This window comes from Schaalia odontolytica (assembly GCF_009730335.1).
GTDB lineage: Bacteria > Actinomycetota > Actinomycetes > Actinomycetales > Actinomycetaceae > Pauljensenia > Pauljensenia dentiphila.
In genome coordinates this window covers 1,685,770-1,707,547 of record NZ_CP046315.1, presented here as the reverse complement: position 1 = coordinate 1,707,547, position 21,778 = coordinate 1,685,770, and the positions used below count along the sequence as shown (strand labels likewise).

Here is a 21,778-nt window from a genome sequence, read left to right as displayed (position 1 = left end):
CGATTGAAAGGAACGCCTCGGCCCATGGCACACGAGATCACCGACGAATTCGTCGCCTCCCTGCATGCATCCTCAGACTCCGCCCGCGCGGTTGCACGCAACGCGGTCTCCCACGCCGGTGTGGAGCCGGTCGCCTTCGACCGCGCCAAGGTGGTGGCCACCCCCACGGTCATGTCCCACAAGGTGGACGACTGGAAGGTGACGTCGCAGAAGAAGTCCGGCCGCTGCTGGCTCTTCTCCTCCCTGAACCTGCTGCGCTCGACCGCGCGCACCCGCATGGGCCTCAAGGACTTCGAGTTCTCGCAGAATTACGTGCTCTTCTGGGACAAGTTCGAGCGCGCCAACTTCTTCCTCACCGACGTCATTGCCACCGCGAAGACCGAGGAACTCGACGGCCGACTCCTGCAGTTCCTGCTCGGCGACGTTCTCTCCGACGGCGGCCAGTGGGATATGGCGGTGTCCCTGTACCTCAAGCACGGCCTCGTCCCCAAGGTCGCGATGCCCGAGACCGAGTCCTCCGGCCACACCGCCCCCATGAACGACCGCCTCAAGGTCGTCCTGCGCCGCACCGCCCTCGAGCTGCGCTCCCTCGTTGAGGCCGGAGCTTCCGAGGAGGAGATCCTCGAGGTCAAGGAAGCCGCGCTGGCGGACGTGTGGCGCATCCTCGTCATCTGCCTGGGTGAGCCCCCGGCTTCCTTCGAGTGGGAGTGGCGCGACGACAAGGGCGAGTTCCACCGCGACGGCGTGCTCACCCCGCACGAGTTCTACTCCCGCTACGTGGACGTGGACCTCACGCAGTACGTGTGCCTCGTCGATGACCCGCGCGCCGAGCACCCCAAGGGCCACACCCTGACGGTCGACCACATGGGCAACGTCGTGGGCGGGCGGCCGATCCTCTACGTGAACACCCCCGTCGAGCAGATCCGTGAGATCACGGCCTCTATCCTGGCCTCGGGCCGCGCCGTCTGGTTCGGCGCTGACTGCGACCAGCAGTCCGACCGCGCCTCCGGCCTGTTCGTCGAGGGCCTCTACGACTTCGACAACCTCTTCGGCGTGGACTTCTCCACCTCGAAGGAGCAGCGTGTCAACACGGGCGAGTCCGCGATGAACCACGCGATGCTCTTCACGGGTGTCGACATCGACGAGGAGGGCAACGCCCGCCGCTTCCGCGTGGAGAACTCCTGGGGCGAGGAGCCCGGTGAGAAGGGCTTCTTCACGATGGATGCCGCCTGGTTCGACGCCAACGTGTTTGAGGTGGCCGTGCACGTGGACGACCTGCCTGAGGAACTGCGCGCGGTCATCACCGAGGAACCGCTGCACCTGCCGGCCTGGGACCCGATGGGGGCGCTGGCCTGAGCCCAGTAGCCTGACACACGCAGCGGGGCGTGAGCATCGTCCTCGTTCGCAATATGGCCTCCGTGAGCGCGGGGCGGGTGGAGTGGGACAATTGTTCCGCGATACCCGCCCCGTTACCTGTGGAGGTCACATGAGCACTGACGTGACCCGCGACTTTGCGTTCGGCCTACCCAAGGCCGAGCTGCACCTGCACCTGGAAGGCACCCTCGAACCCGATCTGAAGCTGGCCCTCGCCCGTAAGAACGGCGTCGACATCGGTCAAAGCACCGTTGAGGAGGTTCAGGCCACCTACCAGTTCAACGACCTCAGGCCCACACCTCGCGCGGCATTTCGATTGAGACGGTCATTCGCGGCTACTACCGCGCCGTCGTCGAGGCGCGCGAGTCGGGCCTTTCGTCGACCTGATCCTGTGTTTCCTGTGCGATGTGAGCGCGCAGGCTGCCCTCGAGACGCTGCAGGCTGGCTGCCCTACAAGGACATGTTCATCGGCGTGGGCCTGGACTCCGACGACCCCGCTTACTTCGGTGGCTACATCGCCGACTACTACTTCGCCCTCGCCGAGCGCTTCGGATTGGACTGCTCCGCCCTAGCGCGAATCGCGCGCAATTCGATCGAGATCAGCTGGGCGCCGGACCAGGACAAGGAACGCCTCCTGGCCGGGCTCGAGGCGTTCGAAGCGGGGGAGGGGCTCGTCTTACCCCTGACACGGGGCCCCCGCCTTGCGCCGTGCACGGGACGGGTACGGCGCGGGGAGGACTTCGTGATTCAGTGAGAAGTATTGAGTTATCGCCATAGGGGGAGTTAGACTGAAATGGTCGTTGCACATAATCCCGAGAATGGAGAGACAATGACTGATTATATTGCAATCGCAAGTTTCCCGACAACTGCGCAGTCCTACGAGGCGTTCTCCAAGTTGACTGCCCAGGCCGACCGACTCGGCATCGTGTCCGGCGCGATCGTCGAAGTGGACGATTCGGGGCACGTATCCATTTCTGAGGCCAGTGACTCCGCATCCTCTTTCGGCTTCGGAACTGGTTCGGTGATTGGTCTGCTCATTGGCGCCCTGGCCGGCCCCATTGGCATGCTGCTGGGGTGGGGTGTGGGCGCGCTCGCCGGATCCACCGCAGACCTGGCGCGTGCGGATGCGCACGAGTTCGCGCTGTCCGAGGTGGCCTCGCGCATGGTTCCGGGATCGAATGTCGTTGTCCTTCAGACCACTGAGGACAATGTTGAGCTGCTCAACGGCGAGGTGGCGCGTCTCGGTGGCGCCGTCATCCGCCGTTCACTGCAGGAGACGATCTCTGAGATCGAGGCCGAAGCCGCAGCCATCGAGGCGGCGGACGAAGCGGCCCGCAAGGCGTTGCGCGAACAGCGCCGGGAGGAGGTGGAGACGGCGTGGAAAGACCGCGTCGCCGACCTCAAGGAAAAACACGAGACGTTCGTCGCTGGTGTGAAGGAGAAGGTGAGCGGTTTCTCCCACGGCGACGCCAAGTGAACGCGTGTGTTGTCCGGGATTGATATTCCGGTTCTGGACGACGCGGTGGGCACCGCCGCCAGAGGTTGAGAGGCCGTTGCCAGACCCCGGTCCCGTTGTCACAATTGGCCACGGCGTGGACGCCCGTAGGGCACCGCGCCGTGGCCTGTCATTATGTAGTCATGAATTCCCACAGGCCGACGTTGTTGATTTCCAACGTCCTGCCGGCACGCCCGGGGGACGAGGCATACAACAACATCTGCATGCGCCTGTGGGATCGTCTCCTTGAGGCCGCGCTGCCGAACTGGAACGTCATCCGCGAGTACGCGCAGGAAGATGGTGCCGAGGGCGCCGCCCTGCGCGCCCAGCACGCGGACGCCATCATCATCATGGGCGGCGAGGACGTCCACCCCAGCCTGTACGGCGCCACCCAGGGCTACGAGGCCGAGGGGCGTCACTGGTACCGCGCCGATCGCGGACAGATCGCCCTCGTCGACTACGCCGTGCGCACGGGCACCCCGCTGCTGGGGATTTGCCGCGGCATGCAGATCATCAACGGACGCAAACCCGTCCTCAAAGCAACCGAGACGCACGACCGCGCCTACAGGGAACGCGACCAGCACCTACAGTGGCGGCAGGCTGCCCTCGGTTTCAACGGGTACGGAGGCGCGACCAAGAATGACGGCGAAGGCGAGTATGAGCGCGTCCACATGGACAACGACAGCCTCTACAAGGGATACGCGCGCTCGACTGGCGCTCACGCTGGACGCACCCCCGGACAAGCACACAAAACGCCCGGCGTGAAGCCACCCGAACACATGCGCAAACCCGGCACCGACAGTGGTGAACTGTTCGCCGTGTGGGAGGGCCGCAAACGGTCACTACCACCCGACTGGGAGAAAAGCAGCCTACGCGCAACCCTAGAGGCCACATCCGCGCCTCCCCCTCCGCCGCCCGCGACCGGGAGCAGCGTTCCACCGCCATCGCCCCCACCCGCGCCTCCCGCCCCGCCGGTACCACCACCGCCCGCACAGTAACCGGCAACACAAAAAAGGGGGGGGGAGACCACGCGTCCACCCCCAACCGGCAAGGCCGGAACACACAGCAAAAGCCCCGCAGACACACCCAACTGAACTGCCTCCCGTTTCTTGGACATCGAAATTGAAGTCCGGGGAATGGGAGGCTTTTCATGTCTGTGGATCTGCGGTTGAGGCATGATCGTTTGCTTCGGGAGCAGGCGGTGTCGATGTTTGAGAGGGGTTGTGGCTATGCTTTGACCGCCGGGAGGCTTGGTGTGTGTGCCGAGACTGTGAGAGAGTGGCAGAAGACATACCGCGCAATTGGGAGGAGCGGACTTTTGGCCATGGGAGTGAAGTACGCCAGATACGACTATGAGACCAAGGTCGCCGCAGCGAGGGCCGTGGTAGACGGCGGGATGAGTAAGCCTGAGGCGATGGTGCGCTTCGGTATTGCGAGCGCGACACCGTTGAAGCAGTGGTGCAGGCTGTACCGCGAGGGCGGCGCGCAGGCCCTTAAGCCTAAGCCCAAGGGCAGGCCGAAGGGGTCGGTGGGGGCGGTGCCACCAACGCGTGAGGAGGAACTCCAAGAGCGCGTGCGTAAGCTTGAGGCGCAGGTGGCGTACCTAAAAAAATCGATTGCCCTGAAGGCGCAGAGGCGCTCCCAAACCGGGACAAAGCCCTAGTGGTTGCCGAGCTTTCAGGGCATGGACACAGGGTGTGTGATCTCCTCGAGGTGGCAGGCCTTGCCAGGTCGAGCTACTACTACGCGCTGACTCACCCCCAGCAGCCAACCAGAGCGCAGCTACGTCCCAAGGTCGCCCAGATCTTTTCACGCACCCCCAACGGGTGCGGTCACAGGCAGATAGCCATGTGCCTGCGCGCTGAGGAAGGGGAGCGCATCGCCGACAAGACGGTCTTGAAGATGATGCGCGAGATGGGTCTGCGCTGCGGCATACGCCGCGAGAGGGCCTACCACAGGTACAACTCCTACAAGGGGGACGTGGGACACAGCTTCGACAACATCATCGGCCGCGACTTCAAGGCCGATGGCCCCTGGCAGAAACTGGGTACCGACGTCACCGAGTTCAAGCTCTCCTTCGGCAAGGCCTACCTCGCTCCGGTCTACGACTTTGCCAGCAAAGAGATCGTCGCGCACTCCATTTCGATGTGCCCCAACCTCGCCCAGCAACAAGAGATGCTCCAGATACTCATGGACGCCAAACCAGCAGGGGCCGAACCGATCTTGCACTCGGACATGGGATGGCAATACCAGCACGAAACCTACATCAGCACGCTCGCCGATAACGGTTTCATCCAGAGCATGTCACGCAAAGGCAACTGCATCGACAATGGCGCCACCGAGCAGGTCTTCGGACACCTCAAGGACGAATTCTTCCGCGGCCAGGACTGGCAGACCTTCGAGAGCTTCAAAGCCGACCTCGACGCCTACATCACGCACTGGAACACAACAAGACGCCAAGTAAAGCTCAAGGGCCTGACCCCGGCAGAATACCGGGATCAGGCCCTACAGGAAGCCGCATAACGGCTACCATTTAAAGCGTCCAAGTTTCGGGGCGCAGTTCAAACACCCTCATCAAGGGGGCTGGGTGAGCGTCTGCAGGGCTTTCGCACGCCTAAGCGCACTCGCCCACGAAAACGCGTCAGAAGCGCATACAGCGAATCTTATGGCAACGGTGAGCGCCACGTGTGAGACGTGACCGAACATGCGGAGACATCTAAGTCACGCCACCATGCGCGAGCACGCCAGACACGCGAGCGCATCCACCTAGTTCTCGAACCACGTGAACGGCGGCCGTCGTGTCGGCCCGTTCGCTATGTGACTTCCTTTCGCGCGGGGCGGGTGGAGTGGGACAATTGTTCCGCGACACCCGCCCCGTTACCTGTGGAGGACACATGAGCACCGACGTGACCCGCGACTTCGCCTTCGGACTGCCCAAGGCCGAGCTGCACCTGCACCTGGAAGGCACCCTTGAGCCCGACCTCAAGCTGGCGCTCGCCCGCAAGAACGGCGTCGACATCGGCCAGTCCACGGTCGAGGAGGTCCAAGCGACCTACCGGTTCAACGACCTCACGTCCTTCCTGGCCGTCTACTATCCGGCCATGGACGTTCTCCAAGACGAGGACGACTTCCACGACCTGGCCGCCGCCTACTTCGAGCGCGCTCGCGCGAACGGTGTCGTGCGCGCCGAATGTTTCTTCGACCCGCAGGCCCACACCTCGCGCGGCATCGCCATCGAGACGGTCATCCGCGGCTATCACCGCGCCGTCGTCGAGGCCCGCGAGGCTGGCCTGTCCGCCGACCTCATCCTGTGCTTCCTGCGTGACATGAGCGCGCAGTCCGCGCTCGAGACGCTCCAGGCGGCCCTGCCCTACAAGGACATGTTCATCGGCGTCGGGCTTGACTCCGACGAGCGCGACAATCCGCCCACGAAGTTTGCCGAGGTCTTCGCCCTGGCGCGTGAGGCCGGCCTGCACGTGACGATGCACTGCGATATCGACCAGGTTGGCTCGATCGACAACATCCGCGCGGCCCTGATCGAGCTGGGCGCCGAGCGCCTCGACCACGGCACGAACATCGTCGAGGATCCCGAGCTGGTCGCCTACGCCCGCGACCACGGCATCGGCCTGACCTCGTGCCCCCTGTCCAACTCCTTCGTCACTGAGGAAATGAAGGGAAAGGAGATCGTCGAGCTGACCGCCGCGGGCGTCAAGGTGAGCGTCAACTCGGACGATCCCGCCTACTTCGGCGGCTACGTCGGCGACAACTACCTGGCGCTTGCGCAGCGTTTTGGCCTCGGCCGCGCGGACCTGGAGCGCATTGCCCGCAACTCGATCGAGATCGCGTGGATCTCGGACGATGAGAAGGCCGAGCTGCTCGAGCGCGTGGACCGCTTCGTGTCCGAGAACTGACCGTCGACGAGCGAGGCCGGGGCTCAGGGCCGTGAATGCACGGATCCGCCCCGGCCTCGTCGTGCGTGGGGCAGCGTTACTCTCCCGTCTGCGCAGGGTGGACACGCGCTGTCACAATTGGCCACCCCGTGAACGCGCCGCGCGCTCGGTGCCCAGTGCTGACATGATAGGGACCATGACGAACCACACGAAGCCGACGTTGTTGATTTCCAACGTCCTGCCGGCACGCCCGGGGGACGAGGCATACAACAACATCTGCATGCGACTGTGGGATCGTCTGCTTGAGGCCGCTCTGCCCACCTGGAACGTCATCCGCGAATACGCGCAGGAAGACGGCGCCGAGGGCGCACCCCTGCGCGCCCAGCACGCCGACGCCATCATCATCATGGGCGGCGAGGACGTCCACCCCAGCCTGTACGGCGCCTCCCAGGGCTACGAGGCCGAGGGGCGCCACTGGTACCGCGCCGACCGCGGACAGATTGCCCTCGTCGACTATGCCGTGCACACGGGCACCCCGCTCCTGGGAATTTGCCGTGGCATGCAGATCATCAACACGGCGCTCGGCGGCACGCTCGAGCAGCACATCGAGGGCGCCCATGGCACCCACACGAACAACCAGATCCTGTCCGACCACCGCTTCATCCGCCACAGCGTGCGCGTCGGCGAGGGAACGAACCTCGCGCGCGCCCTGGCCCCCGTCCTCACCGACTCCGAGCTGATCATCTCGTCGGCGCACCACCAGCGCGTGGATCGCCTCGCGCAGGGCCTCCAGGTCAGCGCCTACGCCCCCGACGGCACGATCGAGGCCATCGAATCGATGGACGCCCCCGTCATCGGCGTGCAGTGGCATCCCGAGGACCCCGCCGCTGACATCTCCCAGCTGCACGCGCTCCTCGGCCACCTGGACGCGCGCCGCGCTCCCCGCCTCGAAAGGGCGTCGACTACCCTGGTCGCATGACCATCTCCCCGGGAACGAACTTCGACGACCCCCGATTCCGCCACGATGGGAGCACGCCCGCCCAGCGCCTGGAAGCCGGCGACTACTACGTCGCGGACGATGAACTTTCGGCACTCACGAAGCGCGCTGTTCGCCTCCTGAGCCTCTACGAGCAGGCCCATCCCACCGACCCGGACATCGCCGCCTACCTGCTTGCCCAGGTTCTCAGGCAGGTGGGGGACGGCGTCGACATCCGGCCTCCGCTGCGTGTCGACTATGGGTACAACATCTCCATCGGCGACGGCTCTTGGGTCAACTACGGACTGACCGTGCTCGACGTCGCCCCGGTCGTCATCGGGGCGGATGTGCTCATCGGCCCCAACTGCTCGCTCTACACGGCGATCCACCCGAGCGAGCCCGGGCCTCGTCGGGCGAAATGGGAGTCCTCAGCGCCGATCACCCTCGAGGACAACGTGTGGCTGGGCGGCTCCGTCGTCGTGTGCCCGGGCGTCACCATCGGGGAGAACTCAATCATCGGCGCGGGGGCCGTCGTCACCCGAGACATCCCCGCCAACTCCATCGCGGTGGGTAACCCCGCCCGCGTCATCAAAAACCTGGACCCCACCACGCCGCGCGCCATCGAAGCGGCGGGCATCGGACTCATCGCACACACAGGAGATCACGCATGAGCATCCTGCCGATCTGCATCACGGGGGAGCCTGTCCTGCACCGGGCCGCCGCGCCGATCGATTCCTTCGATTCGGAGCTGCGTGACCTCGTCGCCGACATGATCGAGACGATGCACGCCGCGCCCGGTGTTGGCCTCGCTGCACCCCAGGTGGGCGTCGGCTCCCAGGTCTTCGTGTGGAGGTACGGTGGCGCAGGCTCCTTCGACACCCAGTACCGTGACGTTCTCCAACTCGACGAGGGCCCTGCGCGCGGCTTCAACACGGTGCTGCACGGCGTCGTCGTCAACCCCACGCTCGACCTCGTGTGGGATACCGAAGGGGCGGGAGCCATTCTGCCCGAGGAACCCGACATCGCGCTCGAATCCGAGGGCTGCCTGTCTGTCCCCGGCTACGGATACCCCCTAAGGCGCGCACTCGGTGCGATCCTACGCGGCTACGACGTGGACGGCAACGCCATCGAGGTCAGAGCGCGCGGATGGCTTGCGCGCATCTTCCAGCACGAATACGACCACCTGCAGGGCACTCTCTACGTTGACCGTCTCGCGCAGCCCTACGCAGCGCAGGCCCAACAGGTCATCGCCGAACGCGGATGGGGCGCCAGCGGACACACGTGGACCCCGGGGGAGCGGGCCTAAGCCGCTTCCTCCCGGGGCCCGGTAGGTTCGTATCAGTGGACTAGGAAGCCCAGCGAACGGAAGTAGTTGCGGACCTCCTCGGTGGCCTCGGGCGTGGGGGCCTTGGTGTCCTCCAGCTGGTACTCCAGACCGAGGGAGTGCCATTTATCTTTGCCCAGCTGATGGAAGGGCAGGACCTCAATGCGATCGATGACGTCCTTCCAGCGCGAGACAATCTCGCCGACCTGGCGCACGTTCTCGGGGTCGTCGGTCAGACCCGGAACCAGCACGAAGCGGATCCAAATGCGGGTGGCACCACCGCGAGCCGCGATGCGGTCGCCGAACTCGATCGTGGGCGCCAGGGAACGCCCCGTCGCCTTCTTGTAGGTCTCCTCGTTGCCGCTCTTGACGTCCAGGAGCACCAGGTCGATCGCGTCGAGCATCTCGTCGTCGCAGTTCGCGCCCAGGAACCCTGAAGTGTCGATGCAGGTGTGCACGCCCATCTCCTTGGCGCCCATGAGAATGCGCTTGGCGAACTGAGGCTGCATGAGAACCTCGCCGCCGGACAGGGTGATGCCGCCCTGTGTTGTGCGGAAAATACGGCGGTAACGCGCGATGCGGGAGAGCAGCTCCGTGTCGGACACGGGAGCGCCGTCCTTCATGAGGAAGGTGTCGGGGTTGTGGCAGTACAGGCAGCGCAGCGGACAGCCGTTAAGGAACACCGTCATGCGAGTGCCGGGGCCGTCAACAGCGGTGACGAGCTCCCACGAGTGAATGGAACCCAGCGTGCCCTCACGCATGCGACGCAGGCGCTCGGAGCGCTCCAGGTCCGTGATCTCCTCCAGACCTTCGACGCCAGCGCCGACGGTACGGGATTGGGGAGCTTGGAAGTCCTGCTCACGGAACGTGGGGAGAGCGAGGGGCTGCGACATGATTCCTTCTTCGCGGTTGGGTGGGTGCGGTGGCCGTGATGGGAACGAGGCCGGGCGGCGTCAGCGGTGCGCGCCGACGTGGGCAGACATAGTAGTGGGACGCCGAGCGTTGCCCGACGCCCCACTCCAATCAGCTATCAGGCCGAGTGGTGGAAGGTGCGGGACAGAACGTCCAGCTGCTGCTCACGGGTGAGCTTGACGAAGTTAACGGCGTAGCCGGAAACGCGAACGGTCAGGTTCGGGTACTTCTCGGGGTGCTCCATGGCGTCCTTCAGCGTGGACTCCTCGAGAACGTTGATATTCGCGTGGTACAGGCCTTCCTTGTCGCCGCGCTCTTCGCGGGCGGCCTTCATGTCGGCGAGGCGCTCTTCGTAGGTCTTGGTTGCCATAACATTTCTCCTTTTGTGAGATTCCGGCGGTGCCGGCTTGGGTGGGTCGCGGTGCGGCTCACCCACGAGTGGTGGGTGGCGGGGATCAACACGGGTGGCCATCGATCCCCGCCGATGGTGGATCAGTAGCCCTTGGTGCCGTCGTAGGCGCAGGAATCGTCCGGAACGAAGCCGGCGTCGAGGATGCCGACCAGGTTCTGGATCTGCTCTTCCTTGGAGCGGCCCAGGCCCTGCGGGGTGATCGTGTTCGTCAGCGAGATGCCGTCAAGCGCGTCGTTGTAGTCCAGCTTGCCGACCGACAGCATGGAAGCGACCATGCCGTGCGTGTCGATGCCGTTCTCCGGGTTCGCGCCGGGGGCGAAGGGGGTGCCCTTCTGGTGGCCCGACGGGAAGGAGCCGGTGGCCTTGCCGTAGACGACGTTCGAGGTGATCGTCAGGACCGACTGGGTCGGGATCGCGTCGCGGTACATGGGGATGGCGCGGATCTTGTCCATGACGGTGTGGACGACGGTCGCGGCGATGTCGTCGGCGCGGTCATCGTCGTTGCCGTAGGTCGGGAAGTCGCCCTCGGTGCGGTAGTCGACGACCAGGCCGGTCTCGTCGCGGATCGGGTAGACCTTCGCGTACTTGATGGCGGCCAGCGAGTCGGCAACGATGGACAGACCGGCGATGCCGCAGCCCATGGTGCGAATGATCTCGGAGTCGTGCAGCGCCATCTCGATGGACTCGTAGGCGTAGCGGTCGTGGCAGTAGTGGATGATGTTGAGGGCCTCGACGTAGGTGCCAACGACCCAGTCCAGCATCTCCTCGTAGCGCTTCCACACGTCATCGAAGTCGAGCGGGCCGTCACCCTGGACGGGCTCGTAGCCTTCCATGACCTGCTTGCCGCTCATCTCGTCGCGGCCACCGTTGATGGCGTAGAGCAGGGCCTTGGCGGCGTTCACACGCGCGCCGAAGAACTGCATCTGCTTGCCGACCTTCATGGGGGAGACGCAGCATGCGATGGCGGCGTCGTCGCCCCAGTGGGCGCGGATCTGCGGATCGGACTCGTACTGGATCGACGAGGTGTCGATCGAGATGAGGGCGCAGAACTCCTTGTAGCCGCGGGGCAGGTTCTCGTCCCAGAAGATGGTGATGTTCGGCTCGGGGGCCGGGCCGAGGTTGACCAGCGTCTGGAGCAGACGGAACGAGGTCTTGGTGACCAGCGTACGGCCGTCGTCGCCGAAGCCGGCGTCCGACCAGGTGGCCCAGTAGGGGTCGCCCGAGAAGATCTGGTCGTAGGCGATGGTGCGCAGGAAGCGGGTGATACGCAGCTTGATGACGAGGGCGTCGATGATCTCCTGGGCGCCGGACTCATCCAGCGTGCCGTTCTTCAGATCGCGTTCGAAGTAGACATCGAAGAAGCCGGACAGGCGGCCGATCGACATGGCGGCGCCGTCCTGGGACTTCACGGAGGCCAGGTAGCCGAAGTAGGTCCACTGCACGGCCTCGTGCGCGTTGGTGGCCGGGCCGGAGATATCGTAGCCGTAGGACTGCGCCAGGTTCTTCAGCTTCTTGAGGGCCTTGATCTGCTCGGAGTGCTCCTCGCGGTAGCGCGCCCAGTGCTCGGAGAAGGGCTCGTTCGCGTAACGATCCTTGTCCTTTTCCTTCTCGGCGATGAGGTGGTCAACGCCGTAGAGGGCCACGCGGCGGTAGTCGCCGATGATGCGACCGCGGCCGTAGGCGTCCGGCAGACCGGTGATGATGTGGGAGGAACGAGCAGCACGAATACGCGGCGTGTAGATATCGAAGACCGCATCGTTGTGGGTCTTGCGGTACTTGGTGAAGATCTTCTTCACCTCGGGGTTGTACTCCATGCCGGCCTCGTGGATGGCCGTCTCGACCATGCGCCAGCCGCCGTTCGGCATCATCGCGCGCTTGAGGGGGGCGTCGGTCTGCAGGCCGACGATCACGTTGTCGTCCTCGCAGATGTAGCCCGGCTTGAAGGCGTCAATGTCGGCGGGGGTGTCCGTGTCGATGTCGAGGATGCGCACCTTGCGCTCTTCGGAGAGGTACTTCTCTTCGAGAGTGTTCCACACGCGCAGGGTCTTCTCGGTCGGCCCTGCCAGGAACGAGGCGTCGCCCTCGTAGGGGGTGTAGTTCAGCTGGATGAAATCACGAACGTCGATTTCATCGCACCAGTTACCCTTTACGAAACCTTCCCAGGCCTTCTGGTCTGCTGTCGTCATTCTTCCTCTTCTCGGATGTCCGTATCCCGTTGTGGGGACGGTATGTTCGGAGCGAAGCTCCATGTGCGTCGGATTCCAACGCTTAGGCCCATTGTCCTACGGTTTGGGGGGTCTCGACAACCCATATCGACCGGCAGTCTATGTTCTGTGTCTCAGGATATGGGCCGAAAGTCTCTGTAGGTCAAATTGTGGGACCAAGGTCCTTAAGAGAGGGGAGGGGCTTTGACCGCCTACACTGGTATCAGTGCCCGTCCCACAAAGGAGAAAAAATCCTATGTCTGCACCCCGTCCTGTCCTCGGAGTTGGCGTTCTTGGAGCCGGAACCGTCGGTAGCCAGGTCATTCGCATTCTTCAGTCGAGCCGCGAGGATTTCGCCGCTCGCTCGGGCGCGGAGATGGAGGTGCGCCGCGTCCTCGTCCGCAATGTGGATGCCCCGCGTGACGCTCCGATCGACCGCGAGCTGCTGACGACCGACCCGGCCGAGGCGATCGACAACATGGATCTCGTCGTCGAGCTGATCGGCGGTATTGAGCCCGCGCGCACCCTCGTGCTGCGCGCCCTCAACCAGGGCATCTCGGTCGTCACCGGCAACAAGGCGCTCCTGGCCGCCCACGGTCCCGAGCTGTACAAGGCCGCCGCGTCCAACGGTGCCGACCTCTACTACGAGGCGGCCGTCGCGGGTGCCGTCCCCGTCGTGTACGGCCTGCGCGAGTCCCTCGCCGGCGACCGCATCACGACCGTCATGGGCATCGTCAACGGCACGACGAACTTCATCCTGGACGCGATGAGCACCAAGGGGCTGAGCTACGAGGATGCTCTCAAGCAGGCGCAGGACCTTGGTTTCGCCGAGGCCGACCCCACCGCCGACGTCGAGGGTTTCGACGCCGCCGCCAAGTGCTCCATCCTGGCCTCCCTGGCCTTCCACACGCGCGTCGGCATTGACGACGTCGCCGTCGAGGGTATCTCCAGCATCACCAAGGAAGACATGGAGGAGGCCGCTCGCGTCGGCCACACCATCAAGCTCCTGGCTATTGCCGAGCGTCGCATCGGCGAGGACGGTCGCGAGGGCGTCGCCATGCGCGTCCACCCCGCCCAGGTCCCCTCCGATCACCCGCTCGCTTCCGTCGACGGCGCTTTCAACGCGATCCTCGTTGAGGGCGAGGCCGCGGGTCGTCTCATGTTCTACGGCCAGGGAGCGGGCGGCGCTCCCACGGCCTCGGCTGTTCTGTCCGACCTCGTCGCTGCGGCGCACCACCGCGCCTTCGGCGGGCATGCCCCGCGTGAGTCGGTCTACGCTCACCTGCCGATCCTCGATCCCGGCTCGACGCACACGCGCTACCAGATCCGCCTCAAGGTCGAGGACCGCCTCGGCGTCCTGTCCGACGTTGCCGGAATCTTCGCCCGCCACGGCGTCTCGATCCAGTCCGTGCACCAGCGCAACGACGAGGTGCCCGGCGCCTGCGTCATCGTCGTGACCAGCCACCGCGCCCGCGAGGCCGACCTGCGCGCCGTCGCACGTGCGTTGTCCGTCTCCGACGCGGTGCGCGAGGTGACCTCCACGATCCGCGTTGAGGGTGAGTGACGTGCGCCTGCGTGATGACTTCGTCGCGGTGAAGGTTCCCGCGACCAGCGCGAACCTCGGTCCCGGATTCGACTCCATGGGTCTGGCTCTCGACCTGTGGGACGAGGTCTCGGTCCACGCGACGACGGGGGCGACCTCGGTCGTCGTTGAGGGCGAGGGAGCCGGAAACGTTGAGCAGGGCGAGGACAACCTCGTCGTGCGCGCCCTGCGCCTCGCGCTCGACCGCGTCGGCGCGCCCCAGGTTGGCGTGCGTATGCACTGCACGAATCGCATCCCCCATTCCCGAGGCCTGGGTTCCTCTGCGAGCGCGATCGTCGCCGGCGTGACGCTGGCGCGTGCCCTCATCGGTGACGCCGACGTGCTCGGCCGCCGGGAGATCCTCGCGATTGGCTCGCAGATGGAGGGGCACCCTGACAACGTGGCTCCCGCCGTCTTCGGCGGCGCGACCGTGTCGTGGATGAATGACGAGACATCCGAGGTTGGCAGCGTTCGCCTGACTCCACCCGAGGGCATTAGCCCGGTCGCCTTCATCCCCGACTTCGAGCTGCGTACCGCCGCCGCGCGTGCCGCGCTGCCCGCGACCGTGCCCCACGGCGACGCGAGCTTCAACGTTGCTCGCGGCGCTCTGCTGGCCGCCGTGCTCTCGGGCAATGCACAGGCGGGCGGAGGAGCGGACCTGCACGCACTCCTCATGGAGGCCACGCGCGATCGCCTGCATCAGGAGCAGCGTCGGGCCGCGATGGAACCCTCCCTCGCCCTCGTCGATTGGCTGCGCGGCGCTGGCTTTGCCGCCGTCGTCTCCGGCGCGGGCCCGACGGTCCTCTCCCTGGAGTCCGTCGGCGCCGACATCCGCCGGGATGCCGCGGCTGCCGGGTGGCGAGTCGTCCCGATGGGGGTGGCCCCCCAGGGTGCGCAGATCACCCGCGGAAGCCTCTCGAAGGTGGAATTCTGAGCGTTTACGCGCTGTGAGTTTCTGCGCAAGCACCGCCAGCCGTGCTGTCCGATCGACAGCGGGCTGGCGGTCTTGCTATATTTTTTTCAGGTCGAGACGAATGTTCGACTTCGGCCTTCGCGATGTGCCTCTTTTGCGCATCTTCCTGATCAAGCTTTTTCATGTGCTTGAGCAATCACCTCGCCCGCTGTGGGCGCATTCCAGTAAGGATCACTTCGTGAGCAACGAAACCTCCGCCGAGACGACCGCGTCGCTGTCGGCGATGAAGCTGCCTGAGCTGAAGGCTCTGGCCGCCTCCCGCGGCCTCAAGGGCATCTCCCAGCTTCGTAAGTCCCAGCTGATCGAGCTGCTGAGCAACGGCGCCGGCGCCTCGACCCCGCAGGAAAAGGCTCCCCGCAAGGAAGCCGCTGCCTCGTCCGAGAAGAAGGCTGACAAGTCTGAGAAGCCGGCCGCCGAAAAGTCGGTTGAGCAGGCTTCTGCCTCCGATGCGCCGGCCGAGGCTCCGCGACGCTCTCGCCGCCGCCGCGCGGTGAGCCAGGGCGCCGTCGAGCCCGCGCACGTCACCCTCGACCTGCCCCTGCCGGCCGCCGAGCGCACCGAGCCCACTCCCGAGCCCGACACGACCGTCGTCGAGACCGTCCTGAACATCGAGCTACCCGACGGCGATGACACCGAGGCGCGTCGCCCCCGCCGTGAGCGCGGCCGCCGTGGTCGTCGCGACCGCGAGAACCGTGAGAACCGTGGCGAGGGTCGTGAGAATCGCGAGAACCGCGGCGAGGGGCGTGAGAACCGTGAAGCCCGCCCCGCGCGCGGCGGCGAGGACAACCTCGCGCCGATCGCCGGCATCCTCGACATCCAGGAGAACCACGCCTTCGTGCGTACCTCCGGCTATCTGCCCGGCCCGAACGACGTCTACGTGACGCTCGGCAACGTGCGCCGCTGGGGCCTGCGCGCCGGTGACGCGGTCGCCGGTGCCGTGCGCCTGCCCCGCGAGGGCGAGCGTCAGCGCCAGAAGTACAACGCCCTCGTGCGCGTTGACTCCGTCAACGGCATGACCATCGAGCAGGCACAGGCGCGCCGCGAGTTCGGCAAGCTGACCCCGGTCTACCCCTCCGAGCAGCTGCGCATGGAGACCTCTCCCAAGGCCTACACGCCGCGCGTCATCGACCTGGTCGCCCCCGTCGGCAAGGGCCAGCGTGGCCTCATCGTCTCCCCGCCCAAGGCCGGTAAGACGATGGTTATCCAGCAGATGGCCAAGGCCATTGAGCTGAACAACCCCGAGGTGCACCTCATGGTCGTCCTGGTGGACGAGCGCCCCGAAGAGGTCACCGACATGCGCTCGATCGTCAAGGGTGAGGTCATCGCCTCCACCTTCGACCGTCCCGCATCGGACCACACGACCGTCGCCGAGCTCGCGATCGAGCGCGCCAAGCGCCTCGTCGAGCTGGGCCAGGACGTCGTCGTCCTCCTCGACTCGCTCACGCGTCTGTCGCGCGCCTACAACCTGGCTGCGCCCGCCTCGGGCCGCATCCTCTCCGGTGGCGTCGACGCGTCCGCGCTGTACCCGCCCAAGAAGTTCTTCGGCGCCGCCCGCAACATCTCCGAGGGTGGCTCGCTGACGATCATCGCCTCCGCCCTGGTGGAGACGGGTTCGAAGATGGACGAGGTCATCTTCGAGGAGTTCAAGGGCACCGGCAACATGGAGCTGCGCCTGTCGCGTCAGCTCGCCGAGCGCCGCATCTTCCCCGCAATCGATCTCAACGCGTCGGGCACCCGTCGCGAGGAGCTGCTCTTCAAGCCCGAGGAGCTGCGCATCATGTGGAGGCTCCGCCGCGTTCTGGGCACCCTCGACCAGCAGCAGGGCCTCGAGCTGGTCCTCGACAAGCTCAAGGAAACCCAGTCCAACGCTGAGTTCCTCATGCTCATCCAGAAGACGACGCCCTCCGAGTGATCGACGGGTGAGAGCGGGGCGAGTGGCGAGAGCCACTCGCCCCGCTTCTTGTCGGTACGCGCCTCGTACCGGACAACTGATGATGGGCTGTGTCAGACTTGGGGCATGGTGAACATGGCGCCGAGTTCGATCAATGCGCAGGCGACACGGGAGTTATCGCGCAGGTCCTGCAGTGCTGTGCGCGGATTTCTGCGCCTCGTTCTTGGTCTATTTCTCTTGCTGGTGGCTCCCCTTCAGTTGGCCATCGCCATCTATGACCAGGCCCATCACGGGATGGGGAGGCTGTGGGCTGGCCGAATTGGACCAGCTGGGTCATGGCGCTGTGCGGAATCGGAGTGCTGTGGCGCGGCGCCGGTCTGCGGCGCTCCGGGCGTCAGAAGATGGCGGAGATCGCCGAGAAGTGGGCGGCCTTGGAGAGCCAGCGGGCAGAGGTTGAGCGCGTGTTTTCCACGCTCGTCGGCGTGGGGCACTACGCGATCGGATTGACGGCGCGCCACGAGTGTGCCCGAGCCGAACGCATCAAGGTTGGCGCTCGGATCGCTGAGCACAGGCCTCCGGGTTTCTTCGCGTCGCTCAGCGAAGCATCGGCGGGCGAGGGGGATGAGATCCTTGCGCGGATGGAACGCCTGGCAGACGCGGATGCCGCGATCATGGCTGCGCGCGACTTCTTCGCCTTCGCGCCCGGCTGGCGTGACGTGTGGAAGACGGAGGTTGGCCCGATCATCGAAGACCTGGACATACTCGACGACGTCGCAGACACCCTCGAAAGTGTCAACACGGACCCGCGAATCCTGATGGAAATTGAGGCTTTCAGGGACTGCGTGGGGGATGACAAGGACTCGGTGAACGAACTTGGGACACGCCTTGAGGGTGGGCAGATCGCCCCCGCTCAGGCCCTCGAAGAACTCGACCGGATCACCAACGAGGCGCGAGCGCGCACCGCGGAGCTCATCGAGGAAACTCTCGCAACCGATGCCTCGGCGCAGGGACGGCACCGCTACGCGCGATGGAAGAGCGTGGGCATCAGGCTCACCGCGGCGAACGCGGAGTACGACGCGGCCTATTGGAGCCAGGACGCGGACACTGACATCGAGTACAACCCGGCGGCCACGATTCGACTGACCGCAAACTCCGCGGGCGTCGACCTGGAAGGACTGCCGGCGCCAGCTACCGGTGTCCTGACGGCCACCGGCTCGTCCGTCTATCTGCTGCCGATGTATCTCGATCAATATCTGAGCGACGATGTGGACGAAGCAGGCGGCGGCTCCGTGTCGACCTGAGGGATCAGGTGACATCTCATTCTCGTCTCCGCGGACGTCAGAGTGCTCAGCCGGCGCGCATGAGGTCTGACCGTGACACAGTGGATGCATGACTTCTGCGAGCACCGAATCGGCTAACGAGGGACGCGGCCACATGACGGCACGAGACGTGAAGCGCTCCGCCCTGGGGATGGGACGGATCCTGCTGGGCGTCATCATGGCAATCGTTGGTCCCATGTGGCTGGTATCCGCGCTCGTTGACTACACCCGGCCCACGGTGCCGACAAACGACCTTGTTGCCCCTTCTGTCGAGGTGCACGACGAGACGGGAAGCTTCGATCCGATCGATGGTCGTCCGCTGACAGACGCCCTCGGTGACGTCAAGTTCACCCGCCCATCCACCTCGTCATCTTGTCGACGGATGACCTTGTGGACGACAACCTTGACGAGGCCACGCTGAAGTACGCGCGGGCGCGGCACCAGGAGTGGATCTCACCCAATGGGTACAAGTGGGCCGACGGCTACCTGATCCTGTCGGCGTCGCCCACCCACCGCAAGGTAGGGACGTACTTCGGCGAGGACATTGCCCCCTTGCTGTCTGTTCAAGAGGAGATCCAGGACGCCGCGAAGGATGACTTCCGTGCTGGCCGCTGGAGCCAGGGGATGATCGCGGCCGCCACGAAGGCGGCCGCATGTATTCCGAACGAGGCAGGCTACAGCATTAAGAACAGAGTCGTCTGGCCCCACTGGACGGGATGGCTGGTCTCGCTTACGGGCATCGGCATCCTCCTGCGCGGGCATAGCCTGCGCCGGACGGTACGAGACAGTTCCGAACGTATTGCCGAGGCGTGGAAAGAGATGGAGGGGCGTCGCTCGGAGGTGGATCGTGCTTTCCACTCTATCGTCGATGCGGGGCACTACAGCAAGGGGCTGACCGCGCGCTACGGGTGCGCTCACCAGGAGCGCAAGAAGGTGAGCGAGCGCGTCGCCGTTGTGAAGTCCCCAGGGTTCTTCGGATCTCTCAGCGCCGGTGCGGCCAGCGAGCGAGAGGAACTGCTCGAAGATATCGAGCTGCTGTCGGCCGCCGATGATGCGATCTTTGCCGCGCGCGACTTTTTTGCGCTGGCACCAGGGTGGCGCGACCTGTGGGATAACGAGGTGGGACAGGTCTTCGAAGACCTGTCGGCGGCTGATTCCATCTCGGTCAAGGTGCGCAACCGCGTCAAGAAACATCAAGTGAGGAATGCGGTGGAGGCCTTTAACCGCTGGACGAACGAGCAGCGGGACATCATCGTCGGACTCGGAGTCAGTCTGGAGTACGCGGACATCACTCCGGTTCAGGCTCTCAATGAGCTGGATCGAATCGCTGACGAGTCCCGGGCGCGCCTCACCAAACTCATCGGACAGGCACTCGTCGCCGACACCTCCTCGTCGGGCCGTCAGCGCTACGAGCACTGGGAGAGGAACAGCGGCGGTACCGTCAGTGCCAGCGATGTGCTCTACAAGGGCACGTACTTGAGTAGCGGGGATCTCCATGAGCACAACCCCGCCTCGACGATCCGCTTGACCGCGAACTCTGCGGGTGTTCGCCTGACGGGCAAGGCTGCGGAGAAGTCCGGTCGTTTCCAAGCGAACAACGTGTCCGTCTGGGCGTACCCGACGTATCTCGACCGCTACGTGGACTACGGCCCGTCCAGCTCCTCGACCAGTTCAGCGGACTACGGTTCGTCCTCGGACGGTTTCTCGGGCTCTGGGTCCTCCTCGTCCTTCTGACCCTCGTCCGGATACCGGGCGACCGAGGGCTATTCGTGCCAGGGTGGAGGAATGACGTCACAGGCAACGGAAACGATGAGTCATGTACCCCAGCATCCTCGTTCGGTTATGCGCAGTGTGCGTGGCTGTGCGCGACTCCTGGCGGGGCTGACCCTCATTGTGGTGGCCCCCGTGTGGCTCGGCATCGCCGTGTCCGTCGATGCGACTCATACTGTCCTGTGGCCCACCTGGTACGTGTGGGTGGCGACGCTCGCGGGCGTTGGCCTCTGGGTGCGCGGGTGGATGCTGCGCGGCCTCGCCCGTGAGAATGTTGGCAAGGCCATCCAGGAATGGGATGCGCTCGAGAAGCGCCACCTGGAGGTCGAGCGCGCCTTTCTTCCACTCCTCGTGGCCGGGCGCTACGACCGCGGTCTGGCCGCGCGCCTCGAGGCCGCTCGGGCCGAGTGCGAGAACCTGCGTGCTCGTATTGCCGCTGCGGCTTCGATTCCGTTCGTCGCGTCGCTGAGCGGCGCAACGGCTCGGAAGCGGAGATGAGCGTCGAGGATGTCCACGGCCTGATGGATGCGCACGTCGCAATGATGGTCGCGTGCGATCTCTTCGCACTGACTCCCACCTGGCGCACGGTATGGGAGAACGAGCTGGGTCCGGTGTGCGAGGATCTAACCGTCATCGAGACGATCACGGAAACTGTCCAGAGCCGAAGCATGGCCCCGATGGTCCTGAGCATGGCTGCCTCCCTCGTGCTGTGGCTCGATGAACAGCGCCTGGCCGTCAACGACCTGGGGACGAGCCTTGAGCGCGCGCAGATTGATTCCGCCGAGGCACTCACGCAGCTCGATCGGATCGCTGACGAGGCCAGAGTGCACCTCGTGCACCTCGTCGAGGCAGCTCTCGGCGCTGACACGTCCATGATTGGGCAGAGGCGCTACAAGCGCTGGAGGAAGGGTGCGGGGGAGAAGCTGCGCACTAACGAGACCCGCTACCTCGGCGCATACCGGATCGCCGGCGTGACGTACACCTACAACCCCGCCCAGGCGATCCGCCTGACCGCAAACAGCGCGGGTATCGACCTCAAGGGGAGCGCGGCCCATTCCACCGCGCGCTTCAAGGCGTTTGGCGCGGAGCTCTACGTGCCTCCCGCGTACCTCCATCGCTACCTCGTGTGGGACGGAACCTCGCGGTACGGCTCCTCGCGGGCGCACACCCTGAGTGCCGCGCTCCGCCCCCGCCTCTAGCTCCGTGGAGGCACTGGCGCGAGCCTCGCGTCCGCCCATAGCCGATGTCACGCCCGTGGGGGCCTTCCCTCGTTGAAGGGGGCGGGGGCGTGTGCGATAATGTCGTGTCGGCTTACCGGTTCACCGGCATGCCCCAGGCGCTTGTGGCGCGCTGGAAGGTGAGTCCCCGCCAGATGCGGGGGACGCTGCATGTCCGGACCCGGGGCACCAAACGATCCAGGAGAAACTCCATGAAGCAGGGTATTCACCCCGAATACGTGGACACCGTCGTGACCTGCACGTGCGGCAACTCGTTCCACACCCGTTCCACCATCACCTCCGGTGAGATGCGCGTGGACGTGTGCTCGGCCTGCCACCCGTTCTACACGGGCAAGCAGAAGATCCTCGACACCGGCGGCCGCGTCGCCAAGTTCGAGGCTCGCTACGGCAAGCGCGTGCGCCCCTCCAAGTGAGGGTG

The 21,778-nt window shown here is 65.3% G+C and carries 21 protein-coding genes and 1 pseudogene; 19 read left to right on the top strand and 3 right to left on the bottom strand.

What is annotated here, in order from left to right:
- The first annotated feature begins 24 nt into the window (after positions 1 to 24).
- The 10 genes and pseudogenes from FOC40_RS07455 to FOC40_RS07410 all read left to right on the top strand — a co-directional run bounded on the left by FOC40_RS07455 (position 25) and on the right by FOC40_RS07410 (position 9,041).
- Positions 25 to 1,356, top strand: a complete 1,332-nt coding sequence (locus FOC40_RS07455; RefSeq protein ID WP_003795072.1) for an aminopeptidase C — start codon at positions 25 to 27, stop codon at positions 1,354 to 1,356.
- Positions 1,357 to 1,486: 130 nt separating this feature from the next.
- Positions 1,487 to 2,029: pseudogene (locus tag FOC40_RS07450) on the top strand (hypothetical protein); the annotation flags it as partial.
- A gap of 174 nt (positions 2,030 to 2,203) precedes the next feature.
- The gene (locus FOC40_RS07445; RefSeq protein WP_003795075.1) at positions 2,204 to 2,851 is read left to right on the top strand and encodes a DUF1269 domain-containing protein; all 648 of its coding nucleotides are present in this window, start codon (positions 2,204 to 2,206) and stop codon (positions 2,849 to 2,851) included.
- 161 nt (positions 2,852 to 3,012) lie between these two features.
- Complete coding sequence (locus FOC40_RS10715; protein WP_003795077.1) at positions 3,013 to 3,867, top strand: gamma-glutamyl-gamma-aminobutyrate hydrolase family protein; 855 nt, start codon at positions 3,013 to 3,015, stop codon at positions 3,865 to 3,867.
- Positions 3,868 to 4,019: 152 nt separating this feature from the next.
- Positions 4,020 to 4,532: a helix-turn-helix domain-containing protein gene (locus FOC40_RS07435; RefSeq protein ID WP_155844129.1), complete on the top strand. Its 513-nt coding sequence runs from the start codon at positions 4,020 to 4,022 to the stop codon at positions 4,530 to 4,532.
- Positions 4,532 to 5,392: an IS3 family transposase gene (locus FOC40_RS07430; RefSeq protein WP_003793783.1), complete on the top strand. Its 861-nt coding sequence runs from the start codon at positions 4,532 to 4,534 to the stop codon at positions 5,390 to 5,392. Before FOC40_RS07435 ends, FOC40_RS07430 begins: the two co-directional genes overlap by 1 nt.
- Before the next feature lie 371 nt (positions 5,393 to 5,763).
- Positions 5,764 to 6,780 (top strand): adenosine deaminase, encoded by a 1,017-nt coding sequence (add, locus tag FOC40_RS07425; RefSeq protein WP_003795083.1) that lies wholly within the window; start codon positions 5,764 to 5,766, stop codon positions 6,778 to 6,780.
- Positions 6,781 to 6,955: 175 nt separating this feature from the next.
- Entirely contained in the window at positions 6,956 to 7,738 is a 783-nt protein-coding gene (locus tag FOC40_RS07420) for a gamma-glutamyl-gamma-aminobutyrate hydrolase family protein (protein ID WP_039929338.1), read from the top strand.
- On the top strand, positions 7,735 to 8,406 hold the full coding sequence (locus FOC40_RS07415) for a sugar O-acetyltransferase (RefSeq protein WP_003795087.1): 672 nt from the start codon (positions 7,735 to 7,737) through the stop codon (positions 8,404 to 8,406). The genes FOC40_RS07420 and FOC40_RS07415 overlap by 4 nt, the downstream gene beginning before the upstream one ends.
- A complete protein-coding gene (locus FOC40_RS07410) occupies positions 8,403 to 9,041 on the top strand; it encodes a peptide deformylase (protein WP_003795090.1) in 639 nt (212 codons plus the stop codon). Before FOC40_RS07415 ends, FOC40_RS07410 begins: the two co-directional genes overlap by 4 nt.
- Positions 9,042 to 9,073: 32 nt before the next feature.
- Here the strand turns inward: FOC40_RS07410 and pflA are convergent, their stop codons facing one another.
- The 3 genes from pflA to pflB all read right to left on the bottom strand — a co-directional run bounded on the left by pflA (position 9,074) and on the right by pflB (position 12,569).
- Positions 9,074 to 9,952: a pyruvate formate-lyase-activating protein gene (pflA, locus tag FOC40_RS07405; protein ID WP_003792951.1), complete on the bottom strand. Its 879-nt coding sequence runs from the start codon at positions 9,950 to 9,952 to the stop codon at positions 9,074 to 9,076.
- A gap of 137 nt (positions 9,953 to 10,089) precedes the next feature.
- Complete coding sequence (gene grcA2 / locus FOC40_RS07400; protein ID WP_003792950.1) at positions 10,090 to 10,341, bottom strand: autonomous glycyl radical cofactor GrcA2; 252 nt, start codon at positions 10,339 to 10,341, stop codon at positions 10,090 to 10,092.
- Between the two features lie 122 nt (positions 10,342 to 10,463).
- A complete protein-coding gene (gene pflB, locus FOC40_RS07395) occupies positions 10,464 to 12,569 on the bottom strand; it encodes a formate C-acetyltransferase (RefSeq protein WP_003795092.1) in 2,106 nt (701 codons plus the stop codon).
- 274 nt (positions 12,570 to 12,843) lie between these two features.
- On the opposite strand from pflB, the gene FOC40_RS07390 reads away from it, so the two are divergent.
- From FOC40_RS07390 to rpmE, 9 genes are all read left to right on the top strand, one after another.
- Positions 12,844 to 14,151: a homoserine dehydrogenase gene (locus FOC40_RS07390; RefSeq protein ID WP_003795098.1), complete on the top strand. Its 1,308-nt coding sequence runs from the start codon at positions 12,844 to 12,846 to the stop codon at positions 14,149 to 14,151.
- A 1-nt stretch (position 14,152) separates the two neighbouring features.
- On the top strand, positions 14,153 to 15,103 hold the full coding sequence (gene thrB, locus FOC40_RS07385) for a homoserine kinase (protein WP_196773346.1): 951 nt from the start codon (positions 14,153 to 14,155) through the stop codon (positions 15,101 to 15,103).
- 100 nt (positions 15,104 to 15,203) lie between these two features.
- A complete protein-coding gene (gene rho, locus FOC40_RS07380; RefSeq protein ID WP_003795102.1) occupies positions 15,204 to 17,054 on the top strand; it encodes a transcription termination factor Rho in 1,851 nt (616 codons plus the stop codon).
- 284 nt (positions 17,055 to 17,338) lie between these two features.
- Positions 17,339 to 18,334, top strand: a complete 996-nt coding sequence (locus tag FOC40_RS07375; RefSeq protein WP_231125987.1) for a DUF5129 domain-containing protein — start codon at positions 17,339 to 17,341, stop codon at positions 18,332 to 18,334.
- An 88-nt stretch (positions 18,335 to 18,422) separates the two neighbouring features.
- On the top strand, positions 18,423 to 18,773 hold the full coding sequence (locus tag FOC40_RS10710; protein ID WP_039929344.1) for a hypothetical protein: 351 nt from the start codon (positions 18,423 to 18,425) through the stop codon (positions 18,771 to 18,773).
- Complete coding sequence (locus FOC40_RS07370) at positions 18,743 to 20,086, top strand: DUF5129 domain-containing protein (RefSeq protein WP_003795109.1); 1,344 nt, start codon at positions 18,743 to 18,745, stop codon at positions 20,084 to 20,086. Before FOC40_RS10710 ends, FOC40_RS07370 begins: the two co-directional genes overlap by 31 nt.
- 108 nt (positions 20,087 to 20,194) lie before the next feature.
- The gene (locus FOC40_RS10705) at positions 20,195 to 20,620 is read left to right on the top strand and encodes a hypothetical protein (RefSeq protein ID WP_003795111.1); all 426 of its coding nucleotides are present in this window, start codon (positions 20,195 to 20,197) and stop codon (positions 20,618 to 20,620) included.
- Positions 20,617 to 21,321, top strand: coding sequence for a hypothetical protein (locus tag FOC40_RS10700; protein ID WP_003795113.1), 705 nt, complete (start codon positions 20,617 to 20,619; stop codon positions 21,319 to 21,321). The genes FOC40_RS10705 and FOC40_RS10700 overlap by 4 nt, the downstream gene beginning before the upstream one ends.
- Positions 21,322 to 21,551: 230 nt before the next feature.
- Positions 21,552 to 21,773 (top strand): 50S ribosomal protein L31, encoded by a 222-nt coding sequence (gene rpmE / locus FOC40_RS07360; protein WP_007589405.1) that lies wholly within the window; start codon positions 21,552 to 21,554, stop codon positions 21,771 to 21,773.
- The last annotated feature ends 5 nt before the right edge of the window (positions 21,774 to 21,778 follow it).

Excerpts from the sequence above, each read along its gene's own strand:
- FOC40_RS07455 (WP_003795072.1), top strand. The coding sequence starts at position 25 with ATGGCACACGAGATCACCGACGAATTCGTCGCCTCCCTGCATGCATCC.
- FOC40_RS07420 (WP_039929338.1), top strand. The coding sequence starts at position 6,956 with ATGACGAACCACACGAAGCCGACGTTGTTGATTTCCAACGTCCTGCCG.
- FOC40_RS07445 (WP_003795075.1), top strand. The coding sequence starts at position 2,204 with ATGACTGATTATATTGCAATCGCAAGTTTCCCGACAACTGCGCAGTCC.
- FOC40_RS10715 (WP_003795077.1), top strand. The coding sequence starts at position 3,013 with ATGAATTCCCACAGGCCGACGTTGTTGATTTCCAACGTCCTGCCGGCA.
- FOC40_RS07410 (WP_003795090.1), top strand. The coding sequence starts at position 8,403 with ATGAGCATCCTGCCGATCTGCATCACGGGGGAGCCTGTCCTGCACCGG.
- FOC40_RS07435 (WP_155844129.1), top strand. The coding sequence starts at position 4,020 with ATGTCTGTGGATCTGCGGTTGAGGCATGATCGTTTGCTTCGGGAGCAG.
- FOC40_RS10700 (WP_003795113.1), top strand. The coding sequence starts at position 20,617 with ATGAGCGTCGAGGATGTCCACGGCCTGATGGATGCGCACGTCGCAATG.
- pflB (WP_003795092.1), bottom strand. The coding sequence starts at position 12,569 with ATGACGACAGCAGACCAGAAGGCCTGGGAAGGTTTCGTAAAGGGTAAC.
- add (WP_003795083.1), top strand. The coding sequence starts at position 5,764 with ATGAGCACCGACGTGACCCGCGACTTCGCCTTCGGACTGCCCAAGGCC.
- FOC40_RS10705 (WP_003795111.1), top strand. The coding sequence starts at position 20,195 with ATGCGCAGTGTGCGTGGCTGTGCGCGACTCCTGGCGGGGCTGACCCTC.
- pflA (WP_003792951.1), bottom strand. The coding sequence starts at position 9,952 with ATGTCGCAGCCCCTCGCTCTCCCCACGTTCCGTGAGCAGGACTTCCAA.
- FOC40_RS10710 (WP_039929344.1), top strand. The coding sequence starts at position 18,423 with ATGACTTCTGCGAGCACCGAATCGGCTAACGAGGGACGCGGCCACATG.
- FOC40_RS07415 (WP_003795087.1), top strand. The coding sequence starts at position 7,735 with ATGACCATCTCCCCGGGAACGAACTTCGACGACCCCCGATTCCGCCAC.
- FOC40_RS07390 (WP_003795098.1), top strand. The coding sequence starts at position 12,844 with ATGTCTGCACCCCGTCCTGTCCTCGGAGTTGGCGTTCTTGGAGCCGGA.
- rpmE (WP_007589405.1), top strand. The coding sequence starts at position 21,552 with ATGAAGCAGGGTATTCACCCCGAATACGTGGACACCGTCGTGACCTGC.
- grcA2 (WP_003792950.1), bottom strand. The coding sequence starts at position 10,341 with ATGGCAACCAAGACCTACGAAGAGCGCCTCGCCGACATGAAGGCCGCC.
- rho (WP_003795102.1), top strand. The coding sequence starts at position 15,204 with ATGTTCGACTTCGGCCTTCGCGATGTGCCTCTTTTGCGCATCTTCCTG.